We start from the raw sequence: 14,212 nt of genomic DNA, 5'->3' as shown, positions 1-14,212 counted from the left end.
TTCGGGGAGGGGCGGCTGGTGGTTGATGACGCGCCGACGCCGGTCCATCTGTCGAAGGTGCTGGACGGCCTTGCCGAGAACCCGGCGCTGCCGGCCGGCTTGGTCCGCCGGTTGGTGCGCTACCGACGCGGCTTCGGTCACGTCGCCACACGGCCCGACCTGACCCTGGACCTGATCGAGGAGATCCTTGCCTCGGGTCATCACTGGCTGCTGCACTCGCTCGCACTCAATCCTCAATTGCCGAACGCCGTCCGGATGCGATTGGCCGCCCACGCAGATCCCGCCGTCCGGGCTGCCCTGGCCGCTCGCGCCCATGACGCACCCCGCGAGCTGTACGAGCGACTCATTGATGATCCGGACACACGGGTGCGGGAGTACCTCGCCGAACACGACGACGTACCGACCGATCTGCTCGCCCGCCTCGCCAGGGACCCTGACCCGAAGGTACGGGCCACGCTCGCACGGTGGTGGACGCAGGCACCCGAGGCGGTCCGGCGGGTTCTCCTCACCGACCCCGTCAACGAGGTTCGCACAGCTGCATGCTCGACCTACTACGCGCGACGGCCGCATCCAGTGCCGCCCTCCGACCTCGTGACGGGACTGCTCGCCGACCCGGTTACCCGCGCCGGAGCCGTACGCCACGCGCTCCTGACCCCGGAACTGGCCGCACGGCTGGCCGATGACCCCGACTACCAGGTTCGCCGGCAGGTCGCCGAACACCCGCGGCTCACCCCAGCGGTGCGGGATCTACTTGCCGGAGATCCGAGCGCGAACGTGCGCGTGGGAGTCTTCGGTCGCCGGGACACGCCCGAGCCGACGCGCCACCGCATCTATGAAGACATCCAGCAGGGCGAGCGCCCACTGACCGACCTACTCAACGACGAACTCGACGACGACGCACTGCTGCAACAGGTCGAAGACCACATGGCCGTCAGCGAGCTGCGGAACCTGCGCCTCGACTGGGTCACCGCCAACCCGCTGCCGTACCTGTCCTCGCCGTACATCTGCTTCCGTCGCTCCGCGGCACGCAGCCGGGCGCTGCCGGCCGAAGCCGTCATCCGGTTACTCAACGACGACGACAATGGCGTACGTACGACCATGGCCACACACGCCTTACACCTGGTTGATCCAGCCACAGCCGAACGCATCGACCGTGAGTTCGGGCCGGACAAGAAGACGAACTGGCGGCCGGCCGACGAGTTCACTTTCCCGCCACAGACGCTGCGCCGGCTGGCCACCGATCCGGATCCACGGATGCGATGCCTGGCACCCCGAGATCTGGACTTGCCCGTCGAGCTGACCGAACGTCTGGCCACCGACACCGAGAGCGTGGTTCGCCACGCAGTCGCCGGGCATCCGAACCTACCGGTCCACGTGCGTCGCGCCCTACTCGCGGATCCGAACGATCAGGTAGCGCACGCAGCGGCCGCGGCACCGGCACTGCCGGTATCCGAAATGGATCGGCTACTCACCCTCGCAGGCGTCTGACCGGACAGCTCGGCGGACCGAGGCGATTTGAACCCACGAGAACCTCATGTCGAGCCTCGTTCAAGGCTTGTCATTGCTTGTCAAAACCCCTTGTTACCATCCGTAACTTAATCGAGCTTGCCGTTGATTGCCAAGTATGGGCGTTGAACTGCACATACACGATCGAACACTGGTCGCTTCTTGTCACTTATTGTCAACGGTAGACGGGGGTTTTCGGGGGGTAAATCGGGGGCGGCGGACAGGAAAGCGCTGGGTCCCACCGCGCCCCGCGCCCCCACCATCGGGGACGTGCCGTCACCAGAAACAGCGTGCGCTTGCCCGTCGCGACTCGCCTACCGCAGGCAAGGGTTCGTGTCGGTGGATCGCCACGGAGCGATGCCCGAAGTGGGGTGCGCCTTATCGGCGGCCGACCAGGGCTGCGAGCACGGCTGCGATGGCGCCCCAACTGATGATGCTGTGGAAGTTGAATCCGATGTAGCGGTCGAGCAGCAGGAGGCTGCCGTCGCACGGCTGCGCGAGAGTGGTCTGCTGGACGCCGGTCAGCCCGACACAGGACGACACCCGCCCGGCTGACGTAGAGCCCCAGGATGGCCAGTGCCGCGGTGGTAAAGACCGCCACCGGGACGAGTACCGGTGGCAGCCGGGTGCGGCCTGCCGCGACGATACCGGCGCGTCCACTGGCTGTCGAAGGGCGCCCTTCGGGCCCGGTGCTAGGCGCCTTGGGGCGTGAAACGTGGGCGCTGCTTCGAGGGATCTCCTCGTCGGCCGTCGCCCGACCGTCCAGCTGCCCCGGACGGGGATAAGGTGGAGCGCCCTACCGGACGAGCCTCAATGGCGGTTGTCAAGCGTCGGGTGCCTGCGGCCTGGACCTGCCCTTGAATTAGAACTAGATCGCAGACGGCTGGTCGGAGGGCATGGGTGTCAGCCGTTGGTCTGGCTGTACAGCTGGCTGTACAGCCGCCCGGGAAGGAGCGTGTCGGAGAGAACCCCTACGATGCGGCCGGAGACATCGACCCGAGCCGTGTCTTGTGACAGAGTCCCGATGATCGGAGTAGCTGATGGCGGAAGGGCGGCCTGCCGTCCCGGCGCAGTTGCGCAGGGATCTTCTGGTTGAGGCAGGGCATCGATGCGCGATTCCTACGTGCAGGCAGCCCACACCGCTTCAGCTAGAGCACATCGAGGACTGGGCGAAAGTCCAACGCCACGAGTTCGCGAACATGATCGTGTTATGCGCGAATTGCCATGCACGTAAGACCGCTGGACAGATCGACAGGAAGTCTCTGCACCAGTACAAGGCCAATCTCGCCGTCTTGAACAACCGTTACGGAGAGGTCGAACGGCGTGTGCTCGAACTCTTCGCCACGTCGGGTCAGCTTCATGCATACGTTGAGTTCCCGGGCACCTTCGAAATCCTCCTGATGTACCTACTCCGCGACGGGCTGCTCACGCGCCTTCCTCCTCAAGGAAGGGTGCAGATGGAGATTATGGGTGTTCCGCAAGCTGTGCAGTACGCGCTTACCGATACAGGGCGCGCCTTCGTCCAGAGGTGGAGTAGGGCCGAAGTAGTCGAATCTGCCGCTGAGCCTGAAGACTCCTAGCGCATCTCCTCGTCAGGCAGTTGTAGACCATCAGCTTCCCCGAGCTAGGCCAAGGTGGAGAGCCCTACTGGACGAGTCACAATGGCGGTTGTCGAGCGGACCGTGCGGTGGGCAGAGTCTCCTCGGTCGGGCAGGCGTTCTCCTGCCCGGGGTTCTCGGTCGGGTCGAGGCTCGCCGAAGGCGACCGCGTAGCGGCTCGGCCTTGAACCTGGCCGGGGTTCTCGGGCAGCCCTTGTGGTGCCCGGGCGAGGAGACCCGTTTGCGGTCTCCGAGGGAGGGCCGGGATGCGGGTAGGGCCCCGCTCCTTCTGAAGGGCAGGGTTGGTGGCGTCGACCGTCGTGCCTGTCTGGGGCAGGGTTGAGTACCGCGCCGTGCTACGAAATCCAGGAAGTCTGGTGCCTCCAGCGTGGTGGCCGAAGGGGCGAACGGTGGCGATCAGGTGTGCCAAGAGACGGCGGAGCTCGCCGAGGGTGAGCGGAATGAGGCTGTCCTCGGATTCGGCGCCCCATTTTGGCCTGGGTGGCCGTGACACGGCGAGGTAGGCGTGGGCGCACAGAACGAGTGTTATGTACTGGCGGTACCAGGCGTCGTACCGGCGCACCTGATCCAGACCCGCCCGCCAGCCCACAATCTCATCGACCAACACCAGCGCGGGAGCCTGTCAGCCTTGCGGCTCACCACAACAGACAGATCGTGCCACCACACAACCTACCCACCGAATAACATCGACATTCGCAGCTACGCGGCAGGCTCAACTATGATGTCGATCATGGCGGGGGCCTGCAAAAATTAAGATTTGGCATCTACGGCTGGAGTACTAGGGGTCGACGCAGTACTCGGCGGCCGGGGGCGTCCGACGGTTCGCCGAGACCGCCCTGCCGATCCACTGGAAGGGACTGAGTTGCATCCCTCGGGGCCTGAGCTGGCAGATCCGGCCGCTTGCCAGCTCGCTCGGGGCCATGCTCTCTATCCTGGGTGGATAGCCGGTCGAGGCGACGATCGCGTAGCCGTCGTTAACGCTCACCACGAGCACGGAGCGTTTCGTCTTCGCGTCGGCGTCTTCGAGGTTCATCCGTGTCAGACCGTCCATTACACGTCCGACGGCGATCCGGGACAAGCTGTAGCGGGGCCATCCTGACTCGGCTAGTCCTTCTTCAATGACCAGAGCCGCGAGCAGGATGATCGCGACGATCGCGATCCCCGGGCGTTGCCGCGCCAGCCGGCGCCGGGTAAAGATCCACCCGAGGCTCACCAGGAAGACGATGAGCTGTAACAGCAGGTAGTTCAACGGAACGAAGATCGCGAAGCCGGCGGCGAGGCCGGCCGCCGCCCAGTTGGTGGCACGGAGGCTCCAGCCCAGCCAGCCGCGTTGCCGGGCGAGGTAGACGAGCGACGCCGCGATGGTCGGCAGGAACAGCGGCAGCAGCAGCGCCGTCAGGCCGAGCGGGTTCCCCTCCTGCACGATCGAACGGAGGAGGACGTGCTGACCGGTCAACGACAGCAGGAGCAGCACCAGCAGCAGCGGGAGCGCCGTCAGCACGGCCGGCATCAGGTCGTCAGCCACACTCGCCCGATCCGGGGCGTAGCTGACGGTACTGCTGCTGTTGCTGATGCTGCTGTCGACATACACGTCGCCGGCGGCGTGGACGTGCATCGTCCTGGACGCGTCCCCGCCCGCCTGAGCCGTGGATCCGGCTTGGCGTCGCCTGCGCCGTGGCCTGGGAGCTGGCATCACGCGAAGGTACCGAGCTTCGCCGGCAAAGTTCCTGTTTTGTCTTCCTTACGATCCAGGCCGGCCGGAACCGCTAGTCGACGGATCCGCTGAATCGGCGAGGGATAGCTCCTTGGTCATACCGATCACTGGGCAAGCCGTTCGACCTTCGGGTGCGAGGGCCGAGAGGCGGTCCCGCCGGGCGAGGAGAACTTGTGCCAAGGTACATACAGATCAGGCAGCGCATGGGCGAGTCGAACGCGGCCCTGGAGGCGGGTCCTGCCCCCGTTCACCGAACTGCGGACCCACTTCTAGCGGGGCAGCGGTGGTGAAACGAACGTCGGCGGCTTGGCGGCGCGGTTCAAGGTTGGTCCTCGTACTCCGCTGCCGGCTCCCCTGGTGGGACAGGCTCTCGCGCTCGTACTGGATCGCCGTGGTCTGTCCGCTGCCATTCTCGGCCGTTGAAATCGAAGAAGCGCAACGTAAGGGAGATGTCCGTCAGGAAGTTATCGATCCCCATGCTGGTCAGCGGTGTCGGCGGAAGCAGTGCGTCGGGCAGTTCGAACATCCCTGACCCCCCGCAGCTATCGTGCGGTTCAAGGATCTCTGCCACGAAGATCACCCAGATGTGAGGCGCGCGCGGGCACCGAGCCACCGCCACGACACGGCGCGCTGGCTGTGGACCGTAATTGGTCACCTTGAAGTTAATCGAGAGGCGCGCGCCTCCACTCGGACTGCGCCACATCGTCCCGAACAACGATGAGTATTGGACCGCGCGGGCTCCGACCTGCTCAGCCTCGACGCGAGCCTCCCTGCTTTGCTGCCGCTCGTGCACCAGCAACCAGCTCGCCGCCACCGCCGCCCCAGCGCCAGCCAGCACACCGGCCAAGCTCCCCCACCCCTGCATCCAGTCGGTTATCTTCGGCGGCTCCGTACCGCGCGGTGGCTCGTACGTCACAGAGAGGCGAACGGCGATTACCGAAAGTACGGTGACCAGGCATGCGGCCAAGATGGTCAGCAGCCAGAGCATCCATGACTTACGTTTCGGCTCCACCGACAGCACACTACCGACCTGGATCAATGATCCGACCAGCATCGCTGCAGCAGCGCCGGTGTGCTCTGGGCTGCGGCGAGCGCCGGGATTCCTGTATGGAGACTGCGTCTTCGCGCCTCCGGAAATTCCGACAACCCGACCCGCCAGTTAGCGGGCTCGGCTCCGCCTCGATTCGATCCGCGATAAGGACTACAGGGTCTGCTGGACGGCCCCCTTCCGACCTGATCCGCCGCTAGGACTCCGGAAACACCTGGTCGGCAATCCGCAGAAGGATATCCTGAGGCAACGCCTTCAGCGGAAGCAACCAGGGACCGGCGGCAAACACCTCGCCAATGAGCCGTGCGCCGTCCGGCACTCCCAGCCCTACGGCAATCACGGTCAGAGCGTCGAGCCGCTCATCCACTTGGTCGATGCTTCTCGCCGTCCGTTCCGCTTCGGCGATCCTGCCCGTCTGCATCAGATCGTTTACCCGGTCGATGAGGATCTGGGCTTTTACATTCGGATCGGCGACGTCGTCTGCGCCCAGCTCGATCCCCGCCCGGACCATCGCCTTTTCCCTTAAGCCCGGGTGGATGATCGCTCTTGCTGCCCGCCCAGCGTCAGCCTGCAGACGATCGGCCAGCGCGGTGTCTTTCATCATGGACGCTGCCCACGCGATGTCGGCGAGCGCCGACACCTTCTGGTGGGCCCAGGAAATCTCGCGGGCGAGGACTTCGGCATCGGCTAGAAGAGTCGCTCGCCCGGCGACCGCCAGGTCCACCATGACTGCCACCCGGTCTCCAAGCAGGTCGATCCTGCTTGCCACCTGTTCAGCTCGAGCGTGTTCCCCGACTGCTGCGAGCGCCCGTGCAACAGCTGCTGGTGCGTCATCCCACGCATATCTGTACGTCTCGTCGGCGATCTTGGGAAGGAGGCTCTCGGCCTCAGCGGCGATGCGAGAGGCTGCTGCTGGGATGCCTGCCCCCAACTGTGCGATGGAGGCGAGGGCCATGATACGAATCGGCGGCTCGGCAATGGTCCGCGCGAGCCGTTCGGCACGTTCATGTGCGCCGGACCGTTCTAGCTCTCGCGCGATCGCGGCTTGCGCCTCCGCAAGCCTCAGCGGGTCCACTGTGTCGCGGGCTACGCATTCGGCCTCTGCGATTAGACGCTTCGCGCTGCTGTGCGTCCCTCCCGCCATTAGTGCGCGGGCGATCTCGACCAGGATTTCAGCGCGAGCCGGCGGGTATGCAACACGGCGAGAGACCTGCTCGGCTGCGTCGTTGTCGCCGGCCGCGATCATGGCCCGGGCGATGCTGCTGAATGCAGTGTCGTGCCATTCCTGATCGGTGATAGCGGAGGCAACCTGTTTGGCGCGTTCGTACTCGCCGGCCTCGGCCCATGCGATGACGGCGAGATCGGCCGCAGCGCCTCGAACCCCATAGTCGGTGATGTTCCCGGCGGCCCACTCCGCGCACTTAGGGTCGCCTACTTCCCTGGCCGCCTCGGTGAGCTCGAACAATGAGGTCACGCGTAAGCCGTCATCCTCGGGCAACACCTCGGCGAGCTGTTTGGCCTCGTCAACGAGCCCTTGGGCGCGATGGTGATCCCCCGCAGCCATTGCCATGATCGCCGCTCGGGACAGCATTAACACCTGATCGTGCAGGTGAGGAGTCTCCCGGCCCGACCGCTCGACATCCGAGATGAGTTGTTCCACCCGCTGCTGGTCCCCGCTGAGGACAGCCGCCCGGACAAGATTTTGCGCTGCCCTCCCATGGAGACCGACGGGATCCAGCTCAGTGCTGATCTTCGCCGCCCCCGCAAAATCACCTTCTTCCGCCAGAACTACAACGAGGTCGGTCACCGCGTCGGCCCCCGACGCCGGGAAAGTGATGCGGCTGGCTGCGTGCTTAACGTGGTCGTACTCTCCGAGGCGGGCTGCGGCCTCCGCGAAAGTAGTCAGCGCTTGCCCATCCTCAACCGAACTCACGAAGTCCCCGGCAGCGGCTATAAGCCGAGAAGCCCGTTCCCGGTCGCCCAGCTTCGCCGCGCTCTGCGCCACGGCCGCCAATGCCGCGATCCGCTCGTCCAAATCGATGAGCTCCAGGGCGAACTGTTCGGCGTTGGCAAGAACGTCAGCGGCACGACCCGGGTCAGTCCCGTCCAGGGCAACGGCCACCTCGGCCAGGCCTTTCGCCCGGTCCTCCGCCTCTGGGATACCCCGGGCGATGGCTTCAGCGCGGGTCGGCTGGCCTAGGGCGGCCCAGACGGCGGGCAGACCGACAGGAAGGTACCCGTTCCGGGTCTCCAACCGGTCGCGGTGGATCGAGAGTAGGGCCAGAGCGTAGAGGTCCGGTACCGCGGCGGTGAGCAGGACATCTTGGGTTTGGCGGATCTCGGCGAGGGCGCTGACGTCACCGCCACTGATGTCGAGCATGCGGGCGTGACGCGCGGGGTCAGCCGCTAGGTTGATCATCCGGCGTTGATCGCCGCTGTCGATGAGCATGCGGAAGTAGCCACGAATCATGTAGCTCGGAGTGTCGCTGGGCCAGTGCCGCTGCCGGTAGGTGTCCGCCCAGGTATGCAGGCGTTCCCGGAAGCCCGCGAGCGTATGTGGCCCAAGACGTTGAAGGGCCTGGACACGGAGAGTCTCATGCGTGAAGAGGAAAACCCGGCCATCGGCGCGCCCGTCGGTTCGGCCGGCGACGGTCCGGCCGAACACGCCCTTCAGCAGCCGATCGATCTGGTACGCCGGCCGCCCGGTCAGCACTTGCAGATCAGCATGGCTAAGCCCGCCGCCGCTGGCCGCGACAAGGCCGAGTACCTGGAAGCCGAGTCCGTCGTGCCGGTCGGTGTCGACGGCCAAGATCTCATCGAGTTCTTGGTCGGCGAGCTCAGTGACCCGCCGAGCGTGCGGCGAGGCGGTCATCGACCGTCTCCGGGCAGTTCGGAGGGGATGGTCCGGGTCGAGGTCGCCAGGGAGAGGCGGATCCGGGCGGCCCGAGACGATGACCTTGAGGCCATTGGGCCGCTTAGGTAGCAGGGCGGCGATACTGGCCTGGCTCGATCCGGGCAGAGACCCGGTGTCCTCGTCCAGGCCGTCGACAAGGAGCACGAGCTTGTGCCCGGCGGCGGTGGCCTTGGCTACGGCCTCGGCGAGGAGCCGTCGGCGTAACCTGTCGCGTTCGGCGGCCGAGGTCACCGGCGGCAGTTGCTCGCCAATGACGGCCGCAAGCTGGTCGAGCAGGCCGTCAGTGAAGGCCGCGCTGTCCGCCTGGCTCGCCAGCCGCGCCGTGATGAAAAACGACACCACCCACACGTCTGGCGGCGGATACAAAGCGAACCAGGACATTAGCGCCGATTTACCCGACCGGGCCGGTGCCTGCCACCACACATACGCCTCGTCGCTGGCGCACCATTCGGCCAATTCGTCGAGTTCACTAGCCCTGTCGAGAAGCTCCAACGGCGCGAGGTCGGCAAGCTGCTCGACGTAGCCCGATCGGCGCCGCCAGTCCGGTCGTTCGTGTCGAGCCTTCGCAGCATCGCGTTCAATCCGCGCCTTCTTGTAGAGGCGCTTTCCCCGGTCGAGGTCCGTTGCCGCCGGGTCAAGGGCGCGCATGAGGCTTTCAGCCTGAGCGTCGTCCGCCGGCCAGGCGAGACCTCGAAGGATCTCACCGACCCGGCTGCGCGACTTGAGGGGCATTCGATCGATGAGGGTCTGCAGGCTGGGGAGAGCGTTCGCCTGATGAGTCCGTGCGCAATGCTCGAGCCAGTCACGCCACGGGCCGGGCGGGGGCCATCGTGACCGGTTGATCGGCTTTCCTCGCCCGCTGATGTCGCCGCCTCCCCCGCCGCTTCTGCTGTCCGCTCAGAGTACGGCCCGTGTACGCAGGAAACTCGTTGCGACCCTGGCAGGAGCCGTGCGGCCAGAGACGATACAACAGCGTACGACCGGCGCTGCGGCGGCAGGGCGAATCTGGATCCCGTACCGGTTCCCCGAGCCCGAAGGACCCCACAACCATGCAGTTCTGGACCACCGCGGCCACCGTCGTCGGTGACCTGCTTTCCGTCGCCGGCGCCATCGTCACCCTGGTCGCGGCGGCACGCGCGAACAACCATCCCCCGCGTCGTCGTCAGCGGCGGCACCGCTAGGCAGCGTCTCCTAGATCAATGGCTGGTCGACAAACCGTGTCGGTTCGTCGATGGATCTCTGACGACATATGGGATCGAATCAATCCGTATTTCGCCAGACCGGTTGCCGCAGCGCGGTGGGCGGTGAGCCGAGCACCGCAAGTTGAAGAGGCGAGCCCCTCCTGCTGTTCGGCGGCGGTCAGGTTGCCCGACAGTGGCACGACCCGGACTAGTTGCCCGGCTGAGAACGGGCCGGTGGACACGGTCAGCGACGTCTCGACCTGGACGGCGGGTGGCTTCCTGGGGTCAGTGGTGGCTCGCCGGGGCAGCTTCGGAAGCAGCCGCAGGAGAGCACGAGGGACGACCCAGCGCGCAGCCCGCTGTCGACGTTGCAGGTGACTTCGGCAAGCCGCTCAGCGCGCCGTCCGTCGGGCACAGGCCCCCCTGCTGCCCGGCGAAGGCCGACGTGCTGCTGCTCGACCAACCCACGCACCGAGCCCACAGTCGAGCGGCCGCTGCGGATCGTGCAGCACACTGACATGCGGATCGGCTTGACGCTGCGATAGACCCAAATCCCTGGGCTTTCAACCAGGAATAGACGCCGGGAAGGCTGGCCGCGCGCGCGGGCGCGAGCTGGGAGGAGGACAAGGAGGAGGAGGAGGAGGGGGAAGTACTTGGTGGATAGACCAAGAGGGTAGTTGCCAAGCGCTGGCGGTGCTCCAGCCAGCCGTTGGCGCTCCCACCGCTACTGGCTGGCGGTGGTAGCGGCAACGCGGTTAGGGTTCGCTCGGCGTGGGCGTACGATCAGGCCGCACGAGTCTTTTCCGTGGCTGGGCAAAAGCGGGAAGCGAGACTCCCAGTCCGACGGCGCGCAGAGTTGGTAGACGTCGACCAGGTTGGATTGTCCGAGGTTGGACCCGCGACTGACCCGATGGATCAAGCCCTCCTCACGCAGCCACTTCAGCGAGGCTCGGACCGTGCTCTGCCCCAGCTGGCACATCGCAGCGAGTCGGGCTTCGCCAGGGCGCGCATTCTCGCCGGTACGAGAGTCTGCGAACGAGGCGAGCATCATCGCCACGAGCTTGATCGAACGATGATTGGATGGAAACACCACTCTCCGGATGATCTTTTCCCACTCGAAACGACCAGTCGGGATCAATTCAGCCTCAGGCATGGTGCAGAGAATATCCGAGGCGGGGTTAGACATCTATCCCGTTGCCTGCTGTTCCGCTCATCCGCTTCAGATGTTCGGAGTGGTCGGGGTGGGGCTATGGCAGCCAAGCGCAGCCATGAAGAAGTCTTCCTGCTTACCAGCCTCGCTGAGGGACGTCTGACTAGACGATCCGAAGTCCATGGTAGATCGTGGGAGGGCGTAGTTGATCTCGACGGCTCGGCCTGAGCGAACTTCCCGATCAACGGACCGCAGCCCGTCCAGACCCGCAGGCATTCACTGCCGCCATCCGAACGAGATGCGGCTTCTTGCGGCCTACGTGACGCACACCTGCGCGCCGCACGCCCTCAGCAGGCGTCTCGGCGGCCTGACCTCGGCCGCGTGTGAAACTCCTTGGACCGGCGACGATGTGAGTCTTGTGGACCGCTGACGGTTCCGGCGATACTAGGCCCAGCCCGTCGACTATTGAAAATCGACTCTTCTTGAGGTGAGTGACGGTCGACCTGCGCTGACGGCCTGGGTGCCTGAGCGGGCGATCTGAGAGCCAATGGGCTCCTACCTGATCACATTGTGAATTCTTCTTCTTGCGATGGCGGGCGCTCATCCGGCATGTCGCGTAACCGCGTCACCGCAGCAGCCCATACGGCTTCGTCGTGTGGGTGGCCACCGCATGAGGAGAGATTCCGTGAACGACCTGTCGGTCGTCGGCTTGGACCTGCGCGCAGGCAGCAGCGTCCACGTCGATGACGAGCCCAAGTATGTGTGGAAGGCCAAGGGATACGCCGGCGATGAGACCTTGGTCTGCTGGCACTGCTACGACGGTGTGGACGCCCCAGCCGGTACGCGTGTGCCGCTGCTGTGCCGGGGCGGCAGGAAGTACGGCAAGGTCCGGACGCACTTCGCGCACCCGAGCGGCCAGGCATCACACGGCGGCCACCGTCCCAAGACGCTATGGCATGCCAACGCCAAACAGACCATCAAGCGCTGGGCGAAGAACCAGCCCGGCGTGACCGAAGCACGCACCGAGTACTGGACCGCAGACGGGCGACGCCGCAGTGACGTCGAAGCCCTCCTGACCGACGGAACACACCTCGTCGTGGAGGTACAGCAGCAACCACTCACCGACGAGGACTGGACCCATCGGCACCATGACTACGTCGCGGCGGGCCTGGTCGACGTGTGGCTACGGCACGCTCGCCTCGGCGTACCGGGCATCGCCCGCAGCGAACCCCAGTGCCACTGGCTGCTCTCCCCTGAACTCGACACAGTCGGCACCCCCCTGACCCGACCCCACAGCTTCGACGGCGACTGGTGGAACCGGCCAGACCACCGCTTCCGCGCGCCGCACCACCCACCGTGCCCGGGCGACATGACTGAGACACGCTGGGCCGCGTTGACGGACTTCACCATCGGGCCCACGGGCTTCGCACTACCCATCACCGTGCTCGTCGAGCTTAGGAACCACGCGTCCGAGGCCGCACGTCTAGCGGAGACCAGGCGCCGGCTACTCACCGCAGCATCAGGTAACACGGGGCCGGGGCGCGTCCCGCCCAAGCCGGCTGAGCCGATCCACAGCGTCGCGGCACGCAGACTTCCTGAACCAACCGAACCGGACTGGCACGAGGTCCATCGCATCGACGCACTTCCACCCGATGCCGATCCCGCGCTACGTCGCTACCGCTGCCAGATCTGCAACTGGGTAACCCCGGAAGCACTCACCGAAGGGCTTCACAACTTTACCGAATACCCATGAAACCCGTGAAAGTACAATTGCTCCACACTGGCGCTACTCCTGTCGACGTGCCCTCGCTGAGCCTGGTCTTGACCAGCGCCTCGACGACCACCATCGGCACCGGTCAGAGGCGGCGGCCGTTTGCTCAGGCCCGCCGCACCGACCAGAATGTTTAGGTGCGTTGGTCGCTCGCTGGGATCGGGATACTCGGATTCGTTCTACTCGTCTTCTTCCTGACCCGGCAGGGCCGTAGCCAGGCGGACGAGTGGATGAGCATCCTCGGCGGCCTGGCCGGAGTCGCCAGCACGTCGTTGCTGCTCGGACAGCTTGTCCTGCAGGTGCGCGGCCGGCCGCGTCAGGAGGTTCGGCGCGAGGCCCTACGGCGGACTGCACTCCACCTGTCGAAGGGGGAGCTCCCCCGGGTCCGCGACGTGCGCCCTGCGCAGCTTGGAGTGAAGGCGGCTATCGGTTCCACCGGCCCCACCGCCCGGAATGCTCTCCCTTACCTCGCACGGGAGGCAGATAAGGAACTGGACTGGCTGGTGGCCAGCGGTGGCGTGATATTGGTGCATGGACGTGCCGCGGCAGGGAAGACCCGCACCGCCTACGAGGCGATCAACCGCCTGCGGCGCGACGATGGGCTTCTGGTTCCCGAGTCGGGCAGGGCTCTCCGGGAGCTGGTCGACTCTGGGGAGGAACTGCGGGACGTCGTCGTCTGGCTCGACGACCTTGAGCGTTACTTAACGCCGCAAGGGCTCGACCGTGGCGTGTTGGAGCGGCTGTGCCCGCCAGGTCGGTCCGATGTCGTCGTCCTCGCCACGATTCGGGGTGAGGAACTTGACCGGCTGAGCCGAAGGCCGGCCGATCCGAGTAGCGCCCCGACTGCGGAGGAGTTCTGGACCGGTGTCGGGGTGCTCGAAGGCATCACGGAGGACCGGCGCATTCACATCGACCAGTATCTGAGCCCGGCGGAGCAGCGGATCGCCCAGCGCAGTGACGACGATCGGATCGTGGCGGCGTCCGAGGCGGACGCGGGCTTTGCCGAGTACCTGGCCGCCGGCCCGCAGTTGATGCAGCGCTGGACCTCCGAGGGAGACCGACGGGCGGACTTGGGCCAAGCGCTGATCAGCGCTGCGGTGGACTGCCGCCGTGCCGGATGGTCCGGGCCGATCCCCGAGGATCTACTGACCGTGCTCTTCCGGCAGTATCTGACGCCAGCCCTGCGGGAGCGCGGTGATCTGCCGCCCATCGGCGCCGGACTGGCCTGGGCGAGTGAACCCCTTCTCCGCGCAAGTTCCTGCCTATGGCCCGGGGCCGACACCGGATACCACGTCGCCGACTACCTCAT

10 protein-coding genes are annotated in these 14,212 nt (G+C 65.9%); 5 read left to right on the top strand and 5 right to left on the bottom strand.

The window, feature by feature from the left end:
• Positions 1–18 precede the first annotated feature (18 nt).
• On the top strand, positions 19–1,488 hold the full coding sequence (locus KBX53_RS00410; RefSeq protein WP_210857423.1) for a hypothetical protein: 1,470 nt from the start codon (positions 19–21) through the stop codon (positions 1,486–1,488).
• Between the two features lie 396 nt (positions 1,489–1,884).
• Here KBX53_RS00410 and KBX53_RS00405 read toward each other — a convergent pair whose 3' ends face one another.
• Entirely contained in the window at positions 1,885–2,049 is a 165-nt protein-coding gene (locus KBX53_RS00405) for a hypothetical protein (RefSeq protein ID WP_210857422.1), read from the bottom strand.
• 497 nt (positions 2,050–2,546) lie between these two features.
• Here KBX53_RS00405 and KBX53_RS00400 point away from each other — a divergent pair, with 497 nt between their 5' ends.
• Positions 2,547–3,086, top strand: a complete 540-nt coding sequence (locus KBX53_RS00400; RefSeq protein WP_210857421.1) for an HNH endonuclease — start codon at positions 2,547–2,549, stop codon at positions 3,084–3,086.
• Between the two features lie 817 nt (positions 3,087–3,903).
• Here the strand turns inward: KBX53_RS00400 and KBX53_RS00395 are convergent.
• From KBX53_RS00395 to KBX53_RS00385, 3 genes are all read right to left on the bottom strand, one after another.
• Entirely contained in the window at positions 3,904–4,740 is an 837-nt protein-coding gene (locus KBX53_RS00395) for a hypothetical protein (RefSeq protein WP_210857420.1), read from the bottom strand.
• A 418-nt stretch (positions 4,741–5,158) separates the two neighbouring features.
• Positions 5,159–5,893 carry a hypothetical protein gene (locus KBX53_RS00390; RefSeq protein WP_210857419.1) on the bottom strand — a complete coding sequence of 245 codons (735 nt, stop codon included), beginning with the start codon at positions 5,891–5,893 and terminating at the stop codon, positions 5,159–5,161.
• A 190-nt stretch (positions 5,894–6,083) separates the two neighbouring features.
• The gene (locus tag KBX53_RS00385; protein ID WP_210857418.1) at positions 6,084–9,533 is read right to left on the bottom strand and encodes a hypothetical protein; all 3,450 of its coding nucleotides are present in this window, start codon (positions 9,531–9,533) and stop codon (positions 6,084–6,086) included.
• A gap of 317 nt (positions 9,534–9,850) precedes the next feature.
• Here KBX53_RS00385 and KBX53_RS36785 point away from each other — a divergent pair, with 317 nt between their 5' ends.
• Positions 9,851–9,982, top strand: a complete 132-nt coding sequence (locus tag KBX53_RS36785; RefSeq protein WP_256443284.1) for a hypothetical protein — start codon at positions 9,851–9,853, stop codon at positions 9,980–9,982.
• Between the two features lie 724 nt (positions 9,983–10,706).
• On the opposite strand, the gene KBX53_RS00380 is transcribed toward KBX53_RS36785, so the two are convergent.
• Positions 10,707–11,135: a hypothetical protein gene (locus KBX53_RS00380; protein WP_210857417.1), complete on the bottom strand. Its 429-nt coding sequence runs from the start codon at positions 11,133–11,135 to the stop codon at positions 10,707–10,709.
• Positions 11,136–11,817: 682 nt separating this feature from the next.
• Between KBX53_RS00380 and KBX53_RS00375 the strand changes: the two genes are divergently transcribed.
• Positions 11,818–12,885 (top strand): competence protein CoiA family protein, encoded by a 1,068-nt coding sequence (locus tag KBX53_RS00375; protein WP_210857416.1) that lies wholly within the window; start codon positions 11,818–11,820, stop codon positions 12,883–12,885.
• Between the two features lie 248 nt (positions 12,886–13,133).
• Positions 13,134–14,212: hypothetical protein (locus tag KBX53_RS00370; protein ID WP_210857415.1), on the top strand; the 1,079-nt coding region annotated here is incomplete at its 3' end.

It is taken from the genome of Micromonospora sp. M51 (assembly GCF_018070305.1).
Lineage (GTDB): Bacteria > Actinomycetota > Actinomycetes > Mycobacteriales > Micromonosporaceae > Micromonospora > Micromonospora parva.
The sequence above is the reverse complement of the archived record's forward strand: the minus strand, read 5'-3'. Positions and strand labels throughout refer to the sequence as shown.